The sequence below is a fragment of the Acidovorax delafieldii 2AN genome, from assembly GCF_000175235.1.
GTDB lineage: Bacteria > Pseudomonadota > Gammaproteobacteria > Burkholderiales > Burkholderiaceae_C > Acidovorax > Acidovorax delafieldii_B.
The window spans coordinates 1-21,686 of the sequence record NZ_ACQT01000027.1 but is presented as its reverse complement, the minus strand read 5'-3'; the positions used below and the strand labels follow the sequence as shown (position 1 = coordinate 21,686).

Sequence of the window (21,686 nt, the reverse complement as noted above, 5' to 3'; positions counted from 1 at the left end):
TGAGCCGCATGCCAATGGCCGTCCGGATCGCTTGCAGCGTGCGCGCAATGCTATATTTTGTGCATGTCTACCGCGCATGTAGACCTTTCATCGCACTCCGGGAGCAACGTGGGACCATCTTTCAACGAACAGTTCGACCAGCACGGCGCCTGGCGGCGTGAGTTTGCCCACCAGCTTCACCGGCTGTCCGAGTGGATGGCAGAGCACGACCTCATGGACGCTGCGGTCCAGGAACGCCTGAGCCGTCTTGAAACCCAGGTGCGCAGCGACAAGGTGATGGTGGCGTTCGTTGCAGAGTTCTCGCGCGGCAAGTCGGAGTTGATCAATGCGATCTTCTTCGCCGACTATGGCCGCCGCATCATGCCGGCGAGCGCGGGCCGCACGACGATGTGCCCCACGGAACTGGGCTACGACGCCGCGATGGCGACCAGCCTTCGGTTGTTGCCTATCGAAACCCGGCTGCAGGCGCAAGGCCTTGCTGAGTGGCGGCTGAAGCCCGATCGTTGGACGGAGATTCTGCTGGACGTGAACGACGCCGACCAGATCGCCAGGGCGCTTGAAAAAGTGGCAGAAGTCCGAAAAGTCACGCTGGACAATGCCCGTGCCCTGGGCTTTTGGCACGATGAGCTGGCAGAGGAAAATCCGGTGCCGGACTCCGACGGCCTGGTCGAGGTACCGATGTGGCGCCACGCCGTCATCAATATTCCGCATCCCTTGCTCAAGCAGGGTCTGGTGATCCTGGACACTCCCGGGTTGAACGCGGTGGGCGCGGAGCCTGAGCTGACCGTAAATCTCATTCCGCAGGCGCATGCGGTGGTGTTCATCCTGGGGGCGGATACGGGCGTGACGCGGTCCGATCTGGCGATCTGGCGCGAGCATCTGGCGACGTCGCCGGACAGCCTGGATGCTCGACTGGTCGTTCTCAACAAGATTGACACTCTCTGGGATACCCTCAATTCGCCGCAGGAGATTGCTGCGCAGATGACCCGGCAACGGACGACATCTGCCGACATGCTGGGCGTTCCACTCGCGCAGGTGGTCCCGGTCTCCGCGCAGAAAGGCTTGGTCGCCAAGATCACTTGTGATGACCTATTGCTGGAATCCAGCGGCCTTCCCGTTCTTGAAGAGGCACTGGCCAAGGGCATCATGGGGCGCCGCCGGGCTATCCTTCGGGCGGCGGTGGCGACGGGAGTGACGAGCTTGCGAACTGAGACGTCGCGCGTCATCAATATCCGGCGCAGGGACTTGGATGACCAGATGGCCGAGCTGCGCAGCCTTCGTGGCAAGAACGCGTCGGTGATCGAGTCGATGCGCCATCGCGTGGAGCAGGAGCAGCGCGAATTCGATATGAGCGCCGCCAAGATCCAGGCGGTTCGGGCAGTGCATCTCAAGCTGTTGCGGGACGTTTTCCAGCAGCTGGGGGCGAAATCGCTCAAGGTGGAGCTGTCGGAGCTTGCGCAGACTCTTCAGCAAAAAGGCCTCAAGCTGGGAGTGCGCAAGATTTACGTGCAAACCTTCGAGCGGTTGAGGGGCACGTTGGACAAGGCGCAGGCCTGCGGCATTGAAATCCAGGCCATGCTGGCTGGAACCTTTCGCCAGTTGAACGCTGAGTTCGGTTTCTCTTTGCAGGTGCCACCGGCGCCCGAGCTCGAAAGTTTCGCCAACGAGCTTTCCCAAATCGAGCAGAGCCACCTCCAGTACCTGGGCGTGGGCAATGCGCTCAAACTCGTGCAGCCTGAATTCGCGGAGCGGCTGGTGCGTGCCCTCGCCATGCGATTGCGCGCCGTGTACGAGTCAGCCGCGAACGATCTGGAATTGTGGAGTAAATCCGCCACAGCGCAGCTCGATGCGCAGTTGCGGGAGCGGCGCCGGAGCTTTGCCCGTCGCATCGAGGCCGTCGACCGCATACAGCACGCGGCCACGGGGCTGGTCGAGCGCATTTCCGAGATCGAGGCGGGCGAGGAAGAACTGGTTCAGTTGGAACTGCGATTGACGGAGTTGACGGCGCAATTGATGGCGCTGCCCGAGTCCGGAGCCCCGGCGCAAGATCCCGGCCATTTGCCTGCATGAGCTCTTCCCAGGCAGAGATCGCTCCGCGTGTCGTGCGCTGGCAGGAGGCTCATGGTCGCAATCATCTGCCGTGGCAACAAACCCGCGACCCATACAGGGTCTGGCTGTCCGAAATCATGCTGCAGCAGACGCAGGTCAGTACTGTACTGGGCTACTACGCCCGGTTCCTGGAGCGGTTCCCCGATGTCCGCGCCTTGGCCGAGGCCTCGCAGGATGATGTGATGGCGCTTTGGAGCGGCTTGGGGTACTACAGCCGCGCTCGCAACCTTCACAGGTGCGCACAGGTGGTGGTGAGCGACCATGGGGGAGCGTTTCCATCCAGCGCCGAGGTGCTCGCCACGCTGCCTGGCATCGGTAGATCGACGGCAGGCGCCGTCGCGGCTTTCTGTTTTGCTGAGCGCACACCCATACTGGATGCCAACGTGCGCAGGGTGCTGACGCGCGTACTGGGTTTTGATGCGGATCTTGCCCAGGCAAAGAACGAGCGGGCGCTGTGGGGCCACGCCCAGGCGTTGTTGCCGGTGACCGATATTGAATCGGCCATGCCGCGCTACACCCAAGGTTTGATGGATCTGGGGGCAGGCCTTTGCCTGCCCCGCAATCCCGACTGCGGCGGGTGCCCGCTGCAGGAGGGCTGTGTCGCGAGCATTGAGGGGCAGCCCGAGCGCTATCCAGTCAGAACGCGCAAGCTCAAGCGGCGTGCTGAATCCTGGTGGCTGCTGGTGCTGCAGGACGCTGGCGCAAGAATCTGGCTGTCCCGCCGCCCGGCAGCAGGCATATGGGCGGGACTGTTTTGCGTGCCCGTGTTTGACCAGCGGACCGATCTGCTGGCGTTCGTGAACGGGGTTTCGCCAGCAGCCGTGAACGCCATGGAGGAACAGCCACCTTTCGTGCACGTACTAACGCACAGAGACCTGCATCTGCACCCTGTCACTGCCCGGGGGCTCCCGGCCGCCGCGCTGGCTGGCGAGGATGGCGATTGGTTCGCTCTCGAAAAGGCTGCGTCGCTTGGTCTTCCGGCGCCGATCCGAAAATTGCTGGGCGAGCTTGCAGCACCGGCTGCAGCGCCTCGGGACTAGCGGCTGTCCAGTTCCCGGTGGCGCTTCAACACCGCCCACCGTGGGGTAAAGGCGCTGGCCAGTTGCTCTACCAGGTAGACGGAGCGGTGCTGGCCGCCCGTGCATCCCACCGCCACAGTAACGTAGCTGCGGTGGTTTCTGTCGAGCATGTCGAGCCAATGGGAGAGGAATTGCTCGATATGTTGCCCCATCAGCCGCACCTCTTTTTGCGCGTGCAAGAACTCGGCGACGGGGGCGTCCAGCCCCGTGAGGTCACGCAAGGCGGGCTCGTAATGAGGGTTGGGCAGCATGCGCACGTCAAAGACATAGTCTGCGTCCACGGGAATGCCGCGCTTGAAGGCGAAGGACTGGAAGACCAAGGTCAATTGGCCAGTGGCGGCCGGCATCAGGTCTTTGACGTAGCTCTGTAGCTGCGAGGCGCGGATGGTGCTGGTGTCGATGACGTGAGACTGGTCCCGCAGTTCTGCCAGTAGCTCGCGTTCCAAGTCGATCACCTGCACGAGGGCTCTTCGGCCATCCGGGATTTCGTCGTGGGACAGGGGATGGCGGCGGCGCGTTTCGGAAAAGCGCCGCACCAGCGTTTCCGTGGTTGCGTCCAGAAAAATGGACCGTACGGTCACGCCCTGTTGACGCAAGCGCGTGAGTTCACGGGGCACTTGGGGCAGTGAGGTACCGCTGCGCACATCCATCGCGATGGCAACGCGGTTGCCGTGGTGTTGGTGTTCGAGCGCTACAAAGGCGGCGAGCAGTTCCGGGGGGAGGTTGTCGACGCAGTAGTAGCCGGCATCCTCCATGGCGTGAAGAGCCACGGATTTACCAGAACCCGACATCCCCGTGATGAGTACGATTTCCAAGGACATGTGTGGATCACGCCTCGCCGGTGCCGCCCGCCAAGTTCAGCATCTCGCTGGCATGGGCCAGCGTTGTGCTCGTGGCGCGTTCGCCGCCCAGCATGCGAGCCACTTCTGCCACGCGGTCATCTCCGTGCACGGGGAGGACGGTGCTGGTGGTTCCTGCGGCATTGCGGCATTTGGATACCTTCAGGTGATGGTTAGCACAGGCGGCCACTTGCGGCAAATGCGTGACGGCCAGCACTTGGCGGTTGCGTCCCAATTGCCGCATCAGGCGGCCCACTGTTTCTGCCACAGCCCCACCGACGCCAGAATCCACTTCGTCAAAAACCAGGGTGGGTGCAGTACCCAGTTCGCTGGTGGTCACGGAGATGGCGAGGGATATGCGCGACAGCTCACCCCCGGAGGCTACTTTGCCAATGGGGCGTGGCGTAGCCCCTGGATGGCCAGCCACCAGAAAGGCGATGTCGTCCCATCCATGGGCGGACGCTTCAAGTGCCTTGGTCACCGTTACCTCGAACACACCGCCAGCCATGCCCAGTCCCTGCATGGCGCGCGTGATGGCGGCAGACAGCCGTGGAGCCGCTTTGGCGCGGGTCTGGGAAACGGCCTTGGCTGCAGCGTGGTAGGCCTTGGCACTGGCCGCCTCGGCCGTTTCGAGTCCGTCCAGGTCGGCGGCGGCGTCAAGTTGCCGCAGTTCTGCAATCCACGTCTGCAGCAGGGCTGGCAACTCGTCCGGTTGGCGCTTGTAGCGCCTCGCGAGGGTCATCCATTGCGATAAGCGCGCGTCCAGGGCCGCCAGGCGGTCTGGGTCGAGATCGGTGTGCCTGAGATAGGCTTGCAATGAGCGAATGACGTCACCGGCCTGCGCCAGACTGGACTGCAGGATGTCGGCCATGTTGCCGAATTCGGGCTCCAGTTGCTCTTGGTTCTGCAAGAGAGAAATCGCTCGCGTCAGGCTGGCATGCGTGCCGCTTTCATCGTCTTCGAGGGTGGCAAGGGCGCCTTGCGCCGACTCCAGTAGCGTCTGCGCGTGCGACAGGCGCCGATGCTGCGTTTCCAATTCGTGCCACTCGTCTTCTGCTGGAGCCAATTTGCCGAGCTCTGCGATCTGCCACTGCAGTCTTTCACGCTCCTGAAGGAGTGACGCTTGCGCTGCGCGCGCTTCTTGCAGAGCCTTCTGATCAGCGCGCCATTTCGTCCAGCAGGCCCCTAGCTCGAGCAGCGACGCGCCTGCATAGGCGTCGAGCAATCCCCGCACGGATTCGGGGCGCGTCAGGCTTTGCCAGGCGTGCTGGCCATGGATGTCCAGCAATTGGTCGCCCAGGAAGCGCAACTGCGTTGCGGTGGCCGGTGTTCCATTGACCCAGGCTCGGCTCTTGCCTTGGGTGTCCACCCTTCTGCGCAGAAGGATGGCGTCGTTAGCGTCGATTCCAGCCTCTTCCAGCCATGCGTGAAGACTGTCTGGGCAGTCGAATTCGGCGCAGACATCTGCCTGGGCTGCGCCTTCGCGCACGACCCCCGTATCGGCGCGTGCACCAAGCGCCAACTGCAGCGCATCCACCAAAATGGATTTGCCCGCACCTGTCTCGCCTGTCAGCACGGTAAAACCCGCCTGCAGATCGAGATCGAGTTCCTGGACGATCACGAAGTCCCGCAGGGTCATCCGTTTGAGCGCCATGGTCAGGAGCCTCCTTCGTTCCACCGCAGCTTCTTGCGTAGCGTCGCGAAATAGTTCCAACCCAGCGGGTGCAGAAACCGAACCTTGTGCTCGGAGCGCTGAACGAGGATACGGTCACCGAGATGCAGCGACGCCAGCGACTGCATGTCGAAATTGGCGCTGACGTCCCTTCCGCTCACGATCTCCACCGCCACTTCGGCGGCATCCGACAGAACAATGGGCCGGTTCGAGAGGGTATGCGGCGCAATCGGTACCAATACCCACCCGGGAATGGAGGGGTGCAACATCGGCCCGCCTGCGGAAAGGGCGTATGCCGTGGATCCCGTGGGCGAGGCAATGATCAGCCCATCCGCCCGTTGGTTGGCCACGAACTGCCCACCCACTTCCACCCGCAACTCCACCATGCCCGAGGTTGCGCCGCGGTTCACCACGACATCGTTCATTGCAAGGGCTTCGAACACTGTGGCTTCATCGCGCACGACCCGCGCGTGTATCAGCGGGCGTAAATCCTCTTCGTATTCCCCACAGAGCATGGGTGTCAGCGCCGCCTGGTAGCTATCGAAAGGGATGTCGGTAATGAACCCGAGCCGCCCTTGGTTGATGCCGATGAGCGGCGTGCCATAGTGCGCCAGGCGGCGCCCGATACCCAGCATGGTGCCGTCGCCCCCCACTACCAGGCCCAGGTCGCATTGGGTGCCGATGGCATCCACATCCATTGCCGGGTAGGCCGTCAGTTGGGTGTTGATGGCGGTCTCTCGCTCGAGAGCCACCTCGCATCCCCGTTGCACCAGGAATTTGGCAATGTCTTCAAGAGCCTGGCGGGAACTTTCGGTCATCGCGCTAGCTGCGGTTGCCTGGTACTTGCCGATGAGCGCAACGTGGCGGAAATTGGACTTCATCTGGAAATTACATCATTAAAGTGATGTCATCTTTGCAATGCGTTTGACCATTCGTGCTTTGCATGGACTGTCTCTTTCTGACTCGATCGCGGCGACGACGATCCACTCCTTCACGTCCTGTCCCAACTCTTCTGCCAGCGCGCCTGCAATTGCAGGGCTTAAGTTGCCTCGCATTTTTGCGTTGGTGAACGTCTGACGCGTCACGCCGATTCGGCGGGCCCACTCAGCTGCTGGGTGCTGAGCCAGCGCCATATCCATCAGATTCATAGTGGTTTGCATATAAATTCCCTGTAAACGTTACGTTTACACAACAAATTGCACAAGGCGCGTTGTAAACGTGACCTTTACATGATACCTTGCGCTTCGTAAACGATGTGTTTACATCATTTCCGGAGCCGCCATGCCCCCCAACACCACCTTTTGCCCACCCCCTGCCCACCAACGCCCCAGCGTCTGCCTGGCGGCTCCCGCTGAGGCGGGGCAGGGGGCGGGCACCCTCAACGTGGACGATGAAGTTCACGTGGCGCTCAGCGATGTTTTTGGGCGTCTCCGTGATTCAGGCCTTTCTATAGCCGCTGCCAATAGCGCGATTTACTACTCCTTGTTCCGCCTCGGCTATCTGGAGCGAGGCCGCCCATGACCATCAACGGCCAATCCGGCGCCGGCATGCTGGACATGTTCAAGCCTGCGGCCCCAGTCGCCCGTCAATACCTCATCCAGTGCCCTCCTTGCATGTTGGCCGATGGTCATCGCATCAAGCGCTTCACGAGCCTGGAAGCCTTTGAGGGCTACATCGCTGAGCTCCGGTCCCGTCGCATGACGGTGCACTGGAATTCCCCCTTCACGGCCACCGTGGAGCCATCTGTATGACCACCAGCCTGCACGACTCCCCCCCATCCGGCCGGACGGGGGTTTCTTGGCGTCTGCGCCCGGCCCCGGCTGTTGGCGCGTCAGCGCCTTCCGCCCGTGCTGTAACACGGGTGGAAAGTTCATCCACCACGCCCCGCTCAGATCGCGCCGCAAAAATCGATTGGCTTAACGCCACGTTCGATCACCCCGCCATGACGATTCACGGTCTGGTGCAGTTCATCAGCGCAATCATGAACGGCATGGTTACCACGCAGCTTGATGGTGGCCTGTTCGGTTTCACCGAGCGCCATCGCATGACCGCACATTTGCCCGATGGTTCACGTGTCGAGATCGGCTCCATTGCCCTCGGCGGCGATAGCCAAAAGGGTCGCTGGTTACTCCAGCTCAACGGCAAGGGCTGCGGCCTTATCAACGACTGGCACAGCCTTCAAGAGCTGTTGCAGGGCCTGCAGGCCGAACTTTCACGCGTCGACCTGGCGGTGGACTTCCTTGAGGGTGAATTCACGGTGGACGATGCCGTGACCCTCTACGACCAGGGCGCATTCATCAATCGTGGGCGAAATCCTGAACTGGACACACAGGGCGCCTGGCACGAAAGCGGCACCAAGGGGCGAACTATGTACATCGGCAAGCTCAAGAACGGTAAGACGCTTTGCGTCTACGAAAAGGGTCGGCAGCTCAACATGCCCGACAGCAACTGGACCCGCTTCGAGGTCCGTCTTGGCAATCGGGACCGCGTGATACCGCTCGACATCCTCACTGAGCCGGATCGTTTCTTCACGGGTGCATATCCCGCACTTGCCCACATGCTTGAAGCGGCCGCCGAGACCATTCCGACCGTTCAGGAAGAAACCAAGGGAAGCCTGGCACACGGTCTCTACCACCTGGAGCGCTGCTACGGCAAATACATGCACCAGGCGCTCGAAATCACGGGCTGCAGCACCTCTGAGTTGATCGAGGAAGTGCGCGTCATAGGAATGCCCAAAAGGGTAGACCCCGCCGGCGGGAGTGCCGGCCTCCAGTGGCCGGAGTTGCAGGCCCAAATCCAGAGGATCAGACCATCATGAACGCACCCGCTACTTCCCCAACTCAGGGAGCCGCCCGCACCCCTGCATTTATGCAGGTCACCATCAAGGGCCGTGTGGACGCACGCCGCCGCCACGACAAGACCACCTATACGCGCATCGTCACGCCTGCTCCAGATCCCTATAGCCGCCCTCAGACGGTAGAGGTCCGCAGCAAGGGTGCGCTGGGCCAGGTCGGCGACGAAATCGTTGTCCAGGCCCTGCTCGGCGGCTACACACGCAAGCCCTTCCGCAGCATGGACAAAGACACCGGCGAAACCTTGATGGTCACGCCCGTGGATCTGACGTTGGATGCGGTCGAGTAACACCATGTCATCTGACCAGGTCGAACTCATTCTCGACGCCTTTGGCCTGCTGTCGTTTTGCTTCGGCTTCGTCGGCGCTGCCTGCTTTCTGCTCTTGATCGGTTCCATTGACTTTGCGACGGACTGCTATATGGAATTGCAAGAGCGCCGCGAGCGGATCGCGGCAGCACGCCACCGTGCATCGGCAGTACAGGCAAGCGGCAGCGCGCCAGGCGCCCTAGAGCGAGCCTGCGAGCTCATGGGCGACGGGCGCACCTCGGAGGCCTGATGTACTGCATGCAGCCCGGCGTGTCCGCGATCACAGAGGTGCCCTGCGACACCCCGGACGCGCTCGTGGTTGTCACGCGGCTTGAGCTCCAGCAGCTCAGCCCGTTCTATCTGGATATTGAATCAGCGGTGGCGATTGGGGGGGCCACCCTGCTCGTGATGGCCGTGGCGTTTGTGCTGCGTGCTGCGCGTAAATCCCTCGAAGAAGAAAGCTAAACATGAACTCCAACGTTGTGAAACGCTGTGCCCTGGCTGTTACGACTCCTGCCCACAAGCTGGCCCGCAAGGCTGGCGCGTCGGTGGCTCGTCTCTCGGTTGTGGGCGGTGCTATGGCTGCTGCTGGCGGTGCGCATGCCGCTACGACCACCATCGATACGACTGAGATCGTCGCCACCATCTCCGCAGGTGTCACTGCCATCAGCGCGATTGGTGTTGCCGTGATCAGCCTCGTTGTGGTGATCAAGCTGTACAAGTGGGTTCAGCGCGTCCTGTAAGGGGCTTTTGGGAAGGGGGGTGCCCGTTGGGGTGCCTCCCTTTTTTTCTTCACGCACGGGGGCGCTATGGGCTTTTGGGTACTTCTCTCACTGATTGCGGCAGGGTGCATCCTGTTCTGGCCATGATGCGGTGCGTTGTTGCGTGGGTCCTCGCTTTGCTTTGTGGCTCTGCCTTTGCCAGCTTTCCGCCTACGGCTACTTACAACTGGGAGTTTGGGTCGGCCAGCGGCACAGAAAGTAGTTTTGCCGCTGCTTGTGCGGCGGGCGTTGCTCACGTTCAATCGGGGCAATCTTCTTGCCAGACGAATGGTGTCCCCTGTACTTGGGAGACGCAGAGTAACGGTAGCACCTGCTTTGCGGTTCGTAATGGCAACACCTCGTACCAAATTGCCATTTCCACCTCTGGCCCTCAGTGCCCCTTCGGTAGTAGCGCTACCGGTTCGTCATGCACGTGTATCCCTCCGCTTGTGCAAGTAGGTTATGAGTGCAAGGTCCCTGCGTGTCCCGTTGGCCAGCATGAGGAGGGCGGTGCATGTGTTCCCAACAATTGCTTGCCTGAGCAGACCCGCGTGAATGGTCTTTGCGTCGATCCGCCGCCGTGTCCTGCTGGTCAAACGCGTGTCAATGGTGTCTGTAAGCCCTCCGGCTGTCCTCCTAGGGGGACTGAGTCGGATCAGTGGTATGACCTTGAGTCTCCTGGTACATCGTCTACCTGTCTCTTTAACCCGGTGGATCGCACCTACTGCGTGATGACTGTTTCGCCTCAGGTCATCGCATCATCTGGCGGGCGCACAACGTATATGGGTGGTTATGGCTACTACACGGGGGGCACCTGTGGTCCTTCGGAACCCGGCAAGCCTGCTCCCGTCGATCCTACAAAGCCAAACGGTGACCCTGCGGATGGCACCAAGAAACCCGCTCCCGGTGACCCCAAGCCCGGAGAAAAGCCCTCGGGTGCTGGCGGGGGCAGTGGGAGTGGCAGTCCTCCAAACAACGATGGCACTTGCCCCTCGGGTACTTACAAGTCCGGTGGCTCGTGCTACCCCAAGGACCCGCCCAAGGTTCCCCCGGATGGGGATGGCAAGTGTCCATCTGGGTTCGTGAAGATCGGCGGAGAGTGTGCGGCCACCCAGCCCGCCCCGGACAAGGACCCCGGCGACAAGGACAAGAGCAGTTTCGGCGGTCAGTGTGAGGCCACGTCATGTGAGGGCGATGCAATCCAGTGCGCCATCGTTCGCGAGCAGTACCGCACCAACTGCAAGCTGTTTAACAACGACACCGATACCGGCAGCGTCTTCAATAAGGCTGTAGCCGGTACTGACGGCTTCGGCATGGATGAGCTCAAGGGCAAGGCTACGCAAGTGAGTGTCAGCACATTCGATCAGTCTGGCTTTGGCTGGTCGCACACCTGTCCGGCTGACCCGTCCATCCCGCTCAACTTCGGGCGACAGTCGGAATTCACGATCCCTTTCAGTCGCGTCTGTGGGCCTCTGAGCATCCTGTCGCTCGCGGGCGTGGGCATCACCTTGCTGGGCTCCCTGGTGTGGGTGCTTGGCGGCAAAAACAACCGGGGGTAAGCCATGCCATGGATCGTTTCCGTTCTTCTCGGTGGCTTGTTGCAGATCGCCGGGAGCCTCGTCGGGCGTGTCGTGATCGCGCTCGGCTTCGGCTTCGTGGAATACGTGGGCATCAGCGCGCTCGTCGATTCCGTCAAGGTGCAGGCCACCAGCTTGATCCAGTCGGTAGGGGCGTCGAGCCTTGCTGAGTGGGCGGGCTTCTTCCGCATCGACGTTCATATCTCCATCGTCATCAGCGCCATTGGTGCCAAGGTCCTTCTCTCCGCATTGGGCGGCGACAAGGTACGCAAGCTGGTGCAGAAGTAGGGGCCGCACATGCCAATCAACTTTGTCACCGGGCTCCCCCGGCAAGGTAAAACCCTGTTCACATTCCTGCAGGTGCAGGAGCGGGCTAAAAAGGAAAACCGCCCGGTCTTCTACTGCAATATCCCAGAGGTCACGCTGGAGGGTTGGACCGAGATTGATCACCCCGACAAGTGGCTGGGGTGCCCCAACGATTCAATCATCGTCGTGGATGAGCTGCAGGATTTTTGGGGCATGGCCAGCAGTGCCGCCAAGGTGCCATTCCCCATCTTGGAACTGTCCAAGCATGGCAAGCGGGGCATTGACTTCTACTTCATCACGCAGGACCCCACGCTAGTCCACCAGACCCCGCGCAAGCTCTGCGAGACGCACTACCACGTCGTTCGCGCCTTTGGGTCACAGAATGCCGTTGCCCATAAATTCAAACGCATGCAGACCGACCCCGAGAAGGTCAAAGGCAAGTCGGAGAAATACCCTTGGCGCTACCCCACTGAAGCCTTCGGTAAAAAGGACAAGGCCGGTAACTGGATCACCAAGCCCTGGTACAAGAGCGCAGACGTCCACAACATCAAGCGCGAGATCCCGCTCAAGCTCTGGGCCATTCCTGGCGGTGTGGTGGTGGCTGGGCTTGCTGTGTGGGCAGGCGTGCACTTCTTCGGCGGTGTGATCGACAAGGCCAAGGCCGGGGGCAGCTCTGGCAAGGCGGTTGCCACAGCGCCTGGTGCGCAAGGCGCTCAGTCCCCGGCCAGCCCTGTGCCTGCTGGCCCCATGACGGCAGCGCAGTACGTTGATGCCCGCTCGCCCCGGCTGGCTGACTTCCCGCACACGGCCCCGGCCTACGATCAAGTCACACAGCCCACCGAAGCGCCGTACCCCGCTGCATGTGTCCAGATGGGGAAGACCTGCAAGTGCTATAGCCAGCAAGCCACGCTGCTGCAGGTGAGTGGTGCAGTGTGTCTGCAGATCGTGGCGCAGGGCTTCTTCATGGACTGGCGCAAGCCGGAGCCCACGCGGGAATACCGGCCTGAACTTCGGCATCAAGACCAGCTGGTGCGCACGCCTCAGGCGGTGCCCATGACGGCCCAGGCTCAGCCGGTACAGGCTCCCCCGCCTGGTCAGGCGCCGGTGAGCGGTGGGTATCTGGAATCGCTGGCATTGCGCAATGCCCAGGTGCGCAGCAATCTGCAGTGAACGGGCTCAGCGGAGGATTTCAGAGGAGCTCGTTGAGCTCTGGCAGAAATCTGCAGCGTGCACAAACATGGCCTTTGCTTCCCCAGGGTGGGGTATGGGGCAGCGCCCCATGTTGGAACTGTCCCGCGCAGCGTTCCCGGCGATGTGCTCACAGCGTTTCCAGCGCGCCCAGGCATCCATGCCGGCAGGCAGATTCCACTGCACTGCAGCCACTCGGCGTTTGCGTCTCCACCTGGTTCGCCGCGAGGCAGGGCAGCCGGCCAGGCACAGCCTCAACACGTGCTTGATAGACAGATCTTCCGCGAAGCGGCGCAGCTTTCGCGAAGGGCTTGCCCATCGTCTAGATTCTGTAGCTTTGTGTTGCACATAATCAAGGCATGCTTTTTCTACTTGGACTCGCCTTCTTGAGTTTCGCAGCCGATGCGGACGCGCAGGTCTATCGGTGTGGAAACACATATACCCATCAGCCCTGTCAGGGCGGCCGAGAGATTGACGCATCGCCAGCAGTCAGCAATTTGAACGGGCCCAGCACCACAGTGATTTATCTCTGTCGCGCTAGCCAGGGCGCGCTCTATTGGATCCCGGAGCCTTGTGCGAAGCGAGGGTGGGCTATTGAGCGTACGGAACGAGTTCCGGCCAATGTCCCTTGGGAGGATCAACTGGCTGCTGCCCGCACCCAGCGTGATGAAGCTGCGCGCACAGCTGCTCCACCTCCGGTTTACTACCCCACGGCACCGCAGGCTCCGAGCCGTAAAGAGCAGTGCGCTGCCTACGACGCCGAGGTCGCTCGGCTTGATGCAATGGGCCGCGCCGGTAGCTTGCACTACAGCCTCGAATGGATCAGGGAGCGGCGCCGGGAGGTTCGGGACGCGCAATTTAGGCTTCGCTGCTGATCTTGGCTATCTACGGCTACGCCCGCGTTTCCACTACTGAGCAAAACACGGCTGCACAGCTGGCGGCCTTTCGGCGTGCGGGTATCGAGAGCATCGTTGAAGAGAAGCGCTCAGCTGTGAAGGACCGGCCCGAGCTCGAGAGGCTGTTGCGAGATCTGCAAGCGGGGGACGTTCTCGTGGTCTACAAGCTGGATCGCTTGGCGCGATCGGTGTCTCATTTCGTGAGAGTGTTTGACGCGCTCAAGGCCAAGGGCGTTGGTTTTCGATCGCTCACAGAGTCCATTGAAACCGACACTGCACAGGGGCGCATGTTCCTACACCTGCTGACGGCATTTGCAGAGTTCGAACGGGAGTTGATCAGAGAGCGCTGCCTGGCTGGACAGCGTGCCGCGAGGGCGGCGGGTAAGACTTGGGGGAAGGCGAGGGCGCTGTCGGACGAGGATGTGATTCAGGCTAGCCGTGCATGGCGCAGTGGCTGGTACAAGCAAAGCACCTTGGCAGAGATGCTTGGCGTGTCCACCAGCTGCCTGCGAGACCACATCCATCGCCATGAAGGGCGGGGGCGCTGGATGAAGGGCTTACAGAAGTAAAATGATTGCATGCTCGATGACCGTGCCAAGTTGTTGCTTAAAGCGCTGGTCGAGCGCTATATCGCTGATGGCCAGCCTGTGGGGTCCCGTACCCTGTCCCGTGCATCAGGCCTGGAGTTGTCTCCGGCCACGATACGCAACGTCATGGCCGATCTGGAAGAGTTGGGGCTGATTGCCAGTCCGCACACGTCAGCCGGCCGTATACCCACTACGCGCGGCTACCGGTTGTTTGTCGACACCATGCTGACTGTGCAGCGCGATCCCTTGACGCCTCCGCAGCTTGCGCCGGAACAGCCACAAAAGGTGATTGCCAATGCAGCGCACCTGTTGTCGAACCTCTCACAGTTCGTTGGTGTGGTGATGGCCCCGCGCCGCACTTCTGTTTTCCGCCACATCGAATTTCTTCGGCTCTCGGAGCGGCGATTTCTGGTGATCATCGTTTCCCCGGAGGGGGACGTGCAGAACAGGGTCATCTTTACCGATGTGGACTATTCGCAGTCGCAGTTGGTCGAAGCGGCCAATTTTCTGAATGCGCATTACGCAGGTCTTTCGATGGAGCAGGTGCGCGAGAGGCTCAAATCGGAGGTCGACATGCTTCGTGGCGAAATCGCTTCGTTGATGCAGGCAGCGGTTCATGTCAGCTCGGAGGCACTCTCGCAGGCGCAGGACGAGGTCGTCATTTCTGGCGAGCGCAATCTTCTGGCCGTGAGTGATTTCTCGAGCGACATGGGCAACCTTCGACGAGCCTTCGACCTGTTCGAGCAGAAGACCCAGATCCTGCGCCTGCTGGACATCTCAAGCCAGGCGGAGGGCGTGCGCATCTACATTGGCGGAGAAAGCCAGGTGGTGCCGTTCGAAGAGTTGTCGATTGTCAGCGCGCCGTATGAAGTGGACGGCCGCGTGGTGGGCACGCTCGGAGTGATCGGCCCCACGCGCATGCCCTATGACAGAATGATCCAGATCGTGGACATCACCTCCAAGCTGGTGTCGAATGCGCTGAGCCACCGCAAGTAAACACACCTACAATACCTGCGGTGCCCCGTCTGATTCAGCGTTGGCGCGAGGGGCGTTAGCTCAGTTGGTTAGAGCAGAGGACTCATAATCCTTTGGTCGTCGGTTCAAGTCCGCCACGCCCTACCATCGGTGCAACTGTCCTGATGTGCGCTGCGGAGATATCTTCTCCTGCTTCAAAAAGTTGAACAATCACGATCAGACATGGTCCAGAGTGCATTACAATTGCGTCTGTGATTTGAACGAGACATGCTGCATAGCTTGCTAGCAGTGGTGATCGAAAAAGTAGTGTGATTTTCAGAATGCTCTGATTTTCATGCTATAATTCAAAGCTTAGCGGCTGTAGCTCAGCTGGATAGAGTACTTGGCTACGAACCAAGGGGTCGTGGGTTCGATTCCTGCCAGCCGCACCAATGTTTAAAGCCTGCAACTGAAAAGTTGCAGGCTTTTTCATTTGCAAAATTGCTTTCATCTGTGGTCTTCAAGCAGGATGCAATTATGAGCAAGGCTTTTACCAAAGAAGTTGACGCGGACGACGACGATGATCCCGCTTTGCCGCCGATTCCCGCAGGTGGCAAGAACTATATGACGGCGCAAGGCTATGCCCGGCTGCGTGAAGAGTTGTTGGAGCTGATCGACACAGAGAGGCCGAAGATGGTGGACATTGTCCATTGGGCGGCGAGCAACGGTGACCGGTCCGAGAATGGTGACTATCTCTATGGAAAAAAGCGCCTGCGCGAGATCGATCGGCGCATCAGGTTCCTGACCAAGCGGCTCGAGATTGCGGAGGTTGTCGACCCGTCCCTCCATGATGGAAGTGACCAAGTGTTCTTTGGAGCCACCGTCACCTACCTGGAGAACGGCGGGACAGAGCGCACCATCACCATTCTTGGCATCGACGAGGCCGACAGCCGCCAGGGACAGGTGAGCTGGATGTCACCCGTGGCGCGTGCGCTGCTCAAATCGCGGGTGGGTGATGAAATTTCGATGGGTTCGCCGGGAGGTGTGTTGCTGCTGGAGGTGCTGAACGTGCGCTATCCGGGCAAGCAGGCGCAGGGTTGAACTCCTCTCTTGACGCGCAGGGCTAATCTGGCGAGAGATTTCTTCACGCTTGGGGGATGATGCGTGAGGCGCGGATGACGGCTTGGGTCCGGCGCAAGCCACGCAAAGCGGTCTCCAGATGCGCTTGGTCGCGTACGGCGACCACGAAGCGCAGGTCGGTGGTGTCGAGCGCGGCCTCGTCATCCATATCGACGTGGGTGATGTCTGCTTCCGAATGGGCCAATTCTGCGGCCACGCGCGCCAGCACGCCTTTGCCGTTGGTGACGGTCACCACCACGCCGGTTTCAAACATGCGTGAAGGCTCGTCCGACCAGTCCACTGCAATGAAGCGCTCGCTGTCCTTGTGCTGCAGTCGCTTGGCCACGCCGCAATGCGCGTTGTGTACCACCAGGCCCTCGCCCCGACCCAGGTAGCCCACGATGCTGTCTCCGGGCACGGGACGGCAGCAGTGTGCGTACTGCACCGAGGCGTTCTCGCTTCCGTCCAGCGTCACCGCCCCCTGGGAGAGGGTCTCGTGGGATGTGTAGCGTTCTCGGGTCATCAGCAGCGCGTCAGGCCGGTGTCCGTGCTCGGACATCAATACCATGAGCCGCTTGGCGACGATGCTGGCGATGCGTTTTCCCAGCCCCAGGTCGGTCATCAGTTCGCTGCGGGTACGGTTGCCTGTAAAGCGCAACAGCTTGTCCCACATAGGCTGGGTTTCTGCATCGACGGGCGGAACACTCACGAGACCTTCTGCGCGCAGGGCCTGGGTCAGCAGCTTTTCCCCCAAGCCTTCAGACTCCGCCTGCGCCAGCGTCTTGAGGTAGTGGCGAATCTTGGACCGGGCGCGGCCCGTGCGCACAAAGCCCAGCCATGCCGGGTTGGGCGTGGAGATGGGCGCGGTGATGATCTCTACCACGTCGCCATTTTTCAACTCGGTGCGCAGCGGGACGAGTTCATTGTTGATCTTGGCGGCGGTTGTGCGGTCTCCCACATTGCTGTGGATGGCGTATGCAAAATCAACCACCGTCGCGCCGCGCGGCATGGCCATTATCTGGCTCTTGGGCGTGAAGACGTACACGGCATCCGGGAAGAGGTCGACCTTGACGTGGTCCCAGAACTCGGCGGCATCGCGGGTCTCGTTCTGTATGTCCAGCAGCGATTGGAGCCATTTCGTGCCCAGCCGCTCGGCCGAATTGCCCTCGCTGTCCTGGGCCTTGTACAACCAGTGCGCCGCGACCCCGGCCTCGGCTATCACATGCATTTCGTCGGTGCGCATCTGGAACTCGATGTTCACCCCCGAGGGTCCCACCAAGGTGGTGTGCAGCGACTGGTATCCGTTCAGCTTCGGAATGGCGATGTGATCCTTGAATTTCCCTGGCACGGGCTTGTACATCTGGTGGAGGATGCCCAGCGCCGTATAACAGTCGGTGACGCTGGGAACGATCACCCTGAAGCCATAGATGTCCGTCACCTGCGCAAAACTCAGGTGCTTGAGGTCCATCTTCTGGTAGATGGCGTACAGCGTCTTTTCGCGTCCGGCCAGTCGTACCGGCATACCGATGCGGGAAAACGCTGCGTCCACTTCCGACTGCACCTTCTGGACCAGATCGCGCCGGCGGTTGCGCGACTTGTTGATGGCCTTCGACAGGGTGCGATAGCGCCACGGGTGCAGATGCCGGAAGGACAAGTCCTGCAGTTCACGATAGGTCTGGTTCAGGCCCAGCCGATGGGCGATGGGGGCATAGATCTCCAGCGTTTCCGAAGAGATTCGGCCCCACTTGCTGCGCGGCATGTCCGACAGCGTGCGCATGTTGTGCGTGCGGTCCGCGAGCTTGATGAGAATCACGCGAACATCACGCGCCATGGCCAGCAGCATCTTGCGAAAAGACTCGGCCTGGTTTTCCTCGCGTGTGTTGAACTGGAGCTTATCGAGCTTCGTGAGCCCATCGACAAGCTCGGCCACTGGCGCGCCGAAGCGATCGATCAAGTCGGCCTTGGTGACCCCGCAGTCTTCCATCGCATCGTGCAGCAGCGCAGCCATGAGCGCCTGCGCGTCCAGCTTCCAGCTCGCGCACTGGGCCGCCACCGCAATGGGATGCGTGATGTAGGGCTCTCCGCTGTTGCGCAACTGTCCCAGATGGGCTTCGTCAGCGAAGCGGTAGGCTTGGCGCACCTGTTCGATGCTGGCCGGATCAAGGTAGCCGAGGTTGTCCGTCAGCGCGGCAAAGCTGGCCGCCGCCGCGTTGGCGGCTGCCGCTGACGCACTGACCGTGCCCGGTGCGTGGCTCTCGCCGGGCCGAATTTGCGCTGCAGAAGTTGAATTGAGCACCGCGTTCATGCCTCAAATGTAGCGCGGGAGGGCGGTGGAAGTCCCGAACGCAAAAAAAAGCACCGCTGTGCGGTGCCTTATTGGGAGGAACCCAGGTGACAAAATCAACCGGGAACCTTCTTCAGCATTTCAAGGCCGACCTTGCCTTCGGCGATTTCGCGCAAGGCCGTCACGGCAGGCTTGTTGCGGCTCTCGATGCGGGGGGCGTGGCCCTGGCTCAGCATGCGAGCGCGGTATGTGGCTGCCAGCACGAGCTGAAAGCGATTCGGGATTTTTTCCAGGCAGTCTTCTACAGTGATGCGGGCCATCGGGTTTCTCCGGGAAATCAGGTGATATTGAGCGACTCAAAGGTGTCGGCTCGGGCGCGGCGCTGGGCGGCGTACTTGAGTCGCTGGGCATGAACCACGGCTTTCAGATCGAAAAGCGCGCGCTCAAACAACTCATTGATTATAACGAAGTCGAATTTATGGACCTGTTCCATTTCGACGGCGGCATTCTTGAGCCGCCTCTCGATCACTTCGGGCGAGTCTTCGCCACGGCGTTCAAGGCGGGAGCGCAGTTCATCCCAGCTGGGCGGCAGGATGAACACGAGAACGGCGTTGGCAAAAGCCTTCTTGATCTGCAATGCGCCTTGGAAGTCGATTTCAAGGATCACGTCCGAGCCCTGTGCAATACGCTCTTCGATCGCCTTTTTGGACGTGCCGTAGCGGTTGCCGTGCACGAGCGCCCATTCCACAAACGCATTGCCCTCGACCATGGCATCGAATTCGGACTCGGATGCAAAGAAGTACTCGCGGCCGTGCTTTTCCTGCCCACGGGGCGCACGCGTGGTGTGCGAGATGGACGGGTGCACCAGGGAGTCGAGTTCGAGAAGGGCCTTGACCAGGCTGGATTTGCCGGCCCCGCTGGGGGCTGCCACCACAAAGAGATTTCCAGGGTAGTCCATGGTTGATGTTGGTTGAGCGCTATCAAAAAGTGAGATTTACTCGATGTTCTGGACCTGCTCACGCATTTGCTCGATCAGCACCTTCATGTCCACGCTGATGCGCGTGAGTTCCAGCGCCGCCGATTTCGAGCCCAGCGTGTTGGCTTCACGGTGCAGTTCCTGGATGAGGAAGTCCAGGCGTTTGCCCACTTCGCCGCCTTTTCGCAGAAGACGTTCAATTTCATCGAGGTGAGAGTTCAGGCGCGTGAGCTCCTCGGCCACGTCGATGCGAATGGCAAAGGCGGTGGCCTCGGTGAGCGCGCGGTCACGGGCGGCTTCCGGCAAGGTGGCACCGTCGGTCAGCGCCATGGCTTCCTTCCAGCGCTCCATGAAGCGCAGGCGTTGCTGTTCGACAAGCTGGGGTACCAGCGGGCCCGCCTGCTGGGCCAGGCCGCGCAACTGCCCCAGCCGATCCTGCAGCATGGCCACGAGACGCTCGCCTTCACGGGCGCGTGCGGCCAGCAGATCGGCAAGGGCGCGCTCTGCCAGGGCGGGTACGGCGGCGCTCCAGTCTTCAGGGCCGTGGCTTGCGTTGGCGCACAGGCGCAGCGCGTCGGCCACCGTGAGCGGCGCTGCGTCGGGCAGCCAGGCCTTGACCGAATCCTGCAGCGAGTTGATGCGCTGCAGCAGGCGTGGCGCCGGGTCTTGCAGGCCACTGCCATCGTCGTTCTCGAGCGCGGCACGCACCTCCACCTTGCCGCGTTTGAGTTGGGACGTCAGCAGAGTGCGCAGCACGGGCTCCAGTGCGCGCAGCTCGTCGGGCAGGCGAAAAGAGAGGTCGAGAAAGCGGCTGTTGACCGAGCGGATTTCCAGCCCCAGCCGGCGCGCCTGGGGGCTGCGGGCGTCGGTTTCAGCGCCAGTGGCGGATGCGCCATGCTGAGCGCTGGCGTATCCGGTCATGCTGTAAACTGGCATTGGACTTTTTGATGGTTGCTTGCGATCCGGTGATTATCCGGGTTCCGCTCTACCCCCGAGTCATCTTCGCAAAATATGTCAAAAATCAAACCGGCTCCATTGCCGCCGGACACCGCGATTGGCGGCTACCGTGTGGTGCGCCGGTTGTCCTCCGGCGGTTTTGGCGTGGTCTATCTGGCCCTCGATGCCGAAGGCCAGCAGGTCGCCATCAAGGAATACCTCCCAGCCTCTCTGGCCACGCGCGCGCCGGGCGAGCTGCTGCCCAAGGTGCCGTCGGAAAAGCTCTCGCTCTACCGCCTGGGCCTCAAGAGCTTCTTTGAAGAGGGGCGCTCGCTGGCGCAGATTTCGCACGCCTCCGTGGTGAGCGTGCTCAATTTCTTTCGCGAGAACGAAACCGTCTACATGGTGATGAACTACCTGGAGGGCGCCACCCTGCAGGATTTCATCATCACCGCTCGCGACCTGAAGACGCAGAAGGTGTTCCGCGAATCGACCATCCGCTCGCTGTTCGACGAGGTGCTGCGCGGCCTGCGCATCGTGCACCAGCACAAGATGCTGCACCTCGACATCAAGCCGGCCAACATCTTTATCACCGACGACAACAAAGCCGTGATGATCGACTTCGGCGCCGCGCGTGAGGTGCTGTCCAAAGAGGGTAACTTCATCCGTCCCATGTACACGCCCGGCTTTGCCGCGCCCGAGATGTACCGGCGCGATTCGCAGATGGGCCCGTGGACCGACATCTACGCCATCGGCGCCTGCATCTACGCCTGCATGCAGGGCTTTCCGCCCAACGAAGCGCCCCAGCGCATCGAAAAGGACCGCCTCTCGCTCGCGCTGACCAAGCTGCGCGGCGTGTATTCCGACAACCTCATCGAGGTGGTGGAGTGGTGCATGGCGCTCGATCCGCTGTCGCGCCCGCAGTCGGTGTTTGCGCTGCAAAAGGAACTCAGCCGCGAAGGCGAGCGCCGCTACACCAAGCTCACGGTGGCAGAAAAAATGCGCTTGCAGATCGATACCCTGGTGTCCGACACCAAGAAGAACGTGCAGAAGGTGGGCGAAGCCACCGGCATCGGGGCCAAGCCCAAATGAACACCACCCCAGCATGGCGCGCGCCGCGCATGCCCGGGTCCACCCAGGCAACGCCCAGCGGAACCAGCACTGGCCGTGCCGCAGCAGTCCGGGGCCGGGCGCGCCGACGCCATGGGCGCGGACTTGCTGCCCGCGGGTGCGTGGCCATCCAC

23 protein-coding genes and 2 tRNA genes are annotated in these 21,686 nt (G+C 61.3%); 17 read left to right on the top strand and 8 right to left on the bottom strand.

The features are described from left to right. Nucleotides 1-108: 108 nt before the first annotated feature. A complete protein-coding gene (locus ACDELDRAFT_RS06555; protein WP_040328306.1) occupies nucleotides 109-2,070 on the top strand; it encodes a dynamin family protein in 1,962 nt (653 codons plus the stop codon). After that, the gene (mutY, locus tag ACDELDRAFT_RS06550) at nucleotides 2,067-3,149 is read left to right on the top strand and encodes an A/G-specific adenine glycosylase (protein WP_005794761.1); all 1,083 of its coding nucleotides are present in this window, start codon (nucleotides 2,067-2,069) and stop codon (nucleotides 3,147-3,149) included. Before ACDELDRAFT_RS06555 ends, mutY begins: the two co-directional genes overlap by 4 nt. On the opposite strand, the gene rapZ is transcribed toward mutY, so the two are convergent. Genes rapZ through ACDELDRAFT_RS06530 form a run of 4 tightly spaced genes read right to left on the bottom strand, consistent with a single transcriptional unit; the run spans nucleotide 3,146 to nucleotide 6,859 of the window. Beyond that, nucleotides 3,146-4,009, bottom strand: a complete 864-nt coding sequence (rapZ, locus tag ACDELDRAFT_RS06545; protein ID WP_005794758.1) for an RNase adapter RapZ — start codon at nucleotides 4,007-4,009, stop codon at nucleotides 3,146-3,148. The two genes, mutY and rapZ, sit on opposite strands and share 4 nt — an antisense overlap. Before the next feature lie 7 nt (nucleotides 4,010-4,016). Further along, nucleotides 4,017-5,681: a DNA repair protein RecN gene (gene recN / locus ACDELDRAFT_RS06540; protein WP_005794757.1), complete on the bottom strand. Its 1,665-nt coding sequence runs from the start codon at nucleotides 5,679-5,681 to the stop codon at nucleotides 4,017-4,019. 2 nt (nucleotides 5,682-5,683) lie between these two features. Further along, the gene (locus tag ACDELDRAFT_RS06535; RefSeq protein ID WP_005794756.1) at nucleotides 5,684-6,580 is read right to left on the bottom strand and encodes an NAD kinase; all 897 of its coding nucleotides are present in this window, start codon (nucleotides 6,578-6,580) and stop codon (nucleotides 5,684-5,686) included. A 15-nt stretch (nucleotides 6,581-6,595) separates the two neighbouring features. Continuing rightward, on the bottom strand, nucleotides 6,596-6,859 hold the full coding sequence (locus ACDELDRAFT_RS06530) for a hypothetical protein (RefSeq protein WP_005794754.1): 264 nt from the start codon (nucleotides 6,857-6,859) through the stop codon (nucleotides 6,596-6,598). A 357-nt stretch (nucleotides 6,860-7,216) separates the two neighbouring features. Here ACDELDRAFT_RS06530 and ACDELDRAFT_RS06520 point away from each other — a divergent pair, with 357 nt between their 5' ends. From ACDELDRAFT_RS06520 to greB, 14 genes are all read left to right on the top strand, one after another. After that, nucleotides 7,217-7,450, top strand: coding sequence for a hypothetical protein (locus ACDELDRAFT_RS06520; protein WP_005794749.1), 234 nt, complete (start codon nucleotides 7,217-7,219; stop codon nucleotides 7,448-7,450). A gap of 191 nt (nucleotides 7,451-7,641) precedes the next feature. Continuing rightward, complete coding sequence (locus ACDELDRAFT_RS06515; RefSeq protein ID WP_050784135.1) at nucleotides 7,642-8,517, top strand: replication initiation factor domain-containing protein; 876 nt, start codon at nucleotides 7,642-7,644, stop codon at nucleotides 8,515-8,517. After that, entirely contained in the window at nucleotides 8,514-8,840 is a 327-nt protein-coding gene (locus ACDELDRAFT_RS06510; RefSeq protein ID WP_005794745.1) for a hypothetical protein, read from the top strand. The genes ACDELDRAFT_RS06515 and ACDELDRAFT_RS06510 overlap by 4 nt, the downstream gene beginning before the upstream one ends. A 4-nt stretch (nucleotides 8,841-8,844) precedes the next feature. Continuing rightward, a complete protein-coding gene (locus ACDELDRAFT_RS06505) occupies nucleotides 8,845-9,108 on the top strand; it encodes a hypothetical protein (RefSeq protein ID WP_005794743.1) in 264 nt (87 codons plus the stop codon). After that, the gene (locus ACDELDRAFT_RS06500; protein WP_005794741.1) at nucleotides 9,108-9,323 is read left to right on the top strand and encodes a hypothetical protein; all 216 of its coding nucleotides are present in this window, start codon (nucleotides 9,108-9,110) and stop codon (nucleotides 9,321-9,323) included. The genes ACDELDRAFT_RS06505 and ACDELDRAFT_RS06500 overlap by 1 nt, the downstream gene beginning before the upstream one ends. A gap of 2 nt (nucleotides 9,324-9,325) precedes the next feature. Further along, a complete protein-coding gene (locus tag ACDELDRAFT_RS06495) occupies nucleotides 9,326-9,601 on the top strand; it encodes a major capsid protein (RefSeq protein ID WP_005794739.1) in 276 nt (91 codons plus the stop codon). Nucleotides 9,602-10,701: 1,100 nt separating this feature from the next. Continuing rightward, a complete protein-coding gene (locus ACDELDRAFT_RS06490) occupies nucleotides 10,702-11,178 on the top strand; it encodes a hypothetical protein (protein WP_040328302.1) in 477 nt (158 codons plus the stop codon). Between the two features lie 3 nt (nucleotides 11,179-11,181). Beyond that, a complete protein-coding gene (locus ACDELDRAFT_RS06485) occupies nucleotides 11,182-11,484 on the top strand; it encodes a DUF2523 domain-containing protein (protein WP_005794734.1) in 303 nt (100 codons plus the stop codon). Nucleotides 11,485-11,493: 9 nt separating this feature from the next. Next, the gene (locus ACDELDRAFT_RS06480; protein ID WP_005794732.1) at nucleotides 11,494-12,672 is read left to right on the top strand and encodes a zonular occludens toxin domain-containing protein; all 1,179 of its coding nucleotides are present in this window, start codon (nucleotides 11,494-11,496) and stop codon (nucleotides 12,670-12,672) included. 895 nt (nucleotides 12,673-13,567) lie between these two features. Then, nucleotides 13,568-14,155 (top strand): recombinase family protein, encoded by a 588-nt coding sequence (locus ACDELDRAFT_RS06475; RefSeq protein WP_005794730.1) that lies wholly within the window; start codon nucleotides 13,568-13,570, stop codon nucleotides 14,153-14,155. 9 nt (nucleotides 14,156-14,164) lie between these two features. Further along, entirely contained in the window at nucleotides 14,165-15,169 is a 1,005-nt protein-coding gene (hrcA, locus tag ACDELDRAFT_RS06470) for a heat-inducible transcriptional repressor HrcA (RefSeq protein WP_005794728.1), read from the top strand. 49 nt (nucleotides 15,170-15,218) lie between these two features. Continuing rightward, nucleotides 15,219-15,295 (top strand) — tRNA-Ile (locus ACDELDRAFT_RS06465). A 207-nt stretch (nucleotides 15,296-15,502) separates the two neighbouring features. After that, nucleotides 15,503-15,579, top strand: a tRNA-Arg gene (locus tag ACDELDRAFT_RS06460). Between the two features lie 85 nt (nucleotides 15,580-15,664). Beyond that, nucleotides 15,665-16,228 (top strand): transcription elongation factor GreB, encoded by a 564-nt coding sequence (gene greB / locus ACDELDRAFT_RS06455; RefSeq protein WP_005794726.1) that lies wholly within the window; start codon nucleotides 15,665-15,667, stop codon nucleotides 16,226-16,228. A 43-nt stretch (nucleotides 16,229-16,271) separates the two neighbouring features. On the opposite strand, the gene ACDELDRAFT_RS06450 is transcribed toward greB, so the two are convergent. The 4 genes from ACDELDRAFT_RS06450 to ACDELDRAFT_RS06435 form a co-directional block, all read right to left on the bottom strand. Then, nucleotides 16,272-18,551: a RelA/SpoT family protein gene (locus ACDELDRAFT_RS06450; RefSeq protein ID WP_005794724.1), complete on the bottom strand. Its 2,280-nt coding sequence runs from the start codon at nucleotides 18,549-18,551 to the stop codon at nucleotides 16,272-16,274. A gap of 95 nt (nucleotides 18,552-18,646) precedes the next feature. Beyond that, nucleotides 18,647-18,850: a DNA-directed RNA polymerase subunit omega gene (rpoZ, locus tag ACDELDRAFT_RS06445; RefSeq protein WP_005794722.1), complete on the bottom strand. Its 204-nt coding sequence runs from the start codon at nucleotides 18,848-18,850 to the stop codon at nucleotides 18,647-18,649. A gap of 17 nt (nucleotides 18,851-18,867) precedes the next feature. Next, on the bottom strand, nucleotides 18,868-19,488 hold the full coding sequence (gene gmk, locus ACDELDRAFT_RS06440) for a guanylate kinase (protein WP_005794719.1): 621 nt from the start codon (nucleotides 19,486-19,488) through the stop codon (nucleotides 18,868-18,870). Nucleotides 19,489-19,524: 36 nt separating this feature from the next. After that, the gene (locus tag ACDELDRAFT_RS06435) at nucleotides 19,525-20,442 is read right to left on the bottom strand and encodes a YicC/YloC family endoribonuclease (protein WP_198403218.1); all 918 of its coding nucleotides are present in this window, start codon (nucleotides 20,440-20,442) and stop codon (nucleotides 19,525-19,527) included. Between the two features lie 75 nt (nucleotides 20,443-20,517). On the opposite strand from ACDELDRAFT_RS06435, the gene ACDELDRAFT_RS06430 reads away from it, so the two are divergent. After that, entirely contained in the window at nucleotides 20,518-21,534 is a 1,017-nt protein-coding gene (locus tag ACDELDRAFT_RS06430) for a serine/threonine protein kinase (protein WP_005794716.1), read from the top strand. Nucleotides 21,535-21,686: the final 152 nt, after the last annotated feature.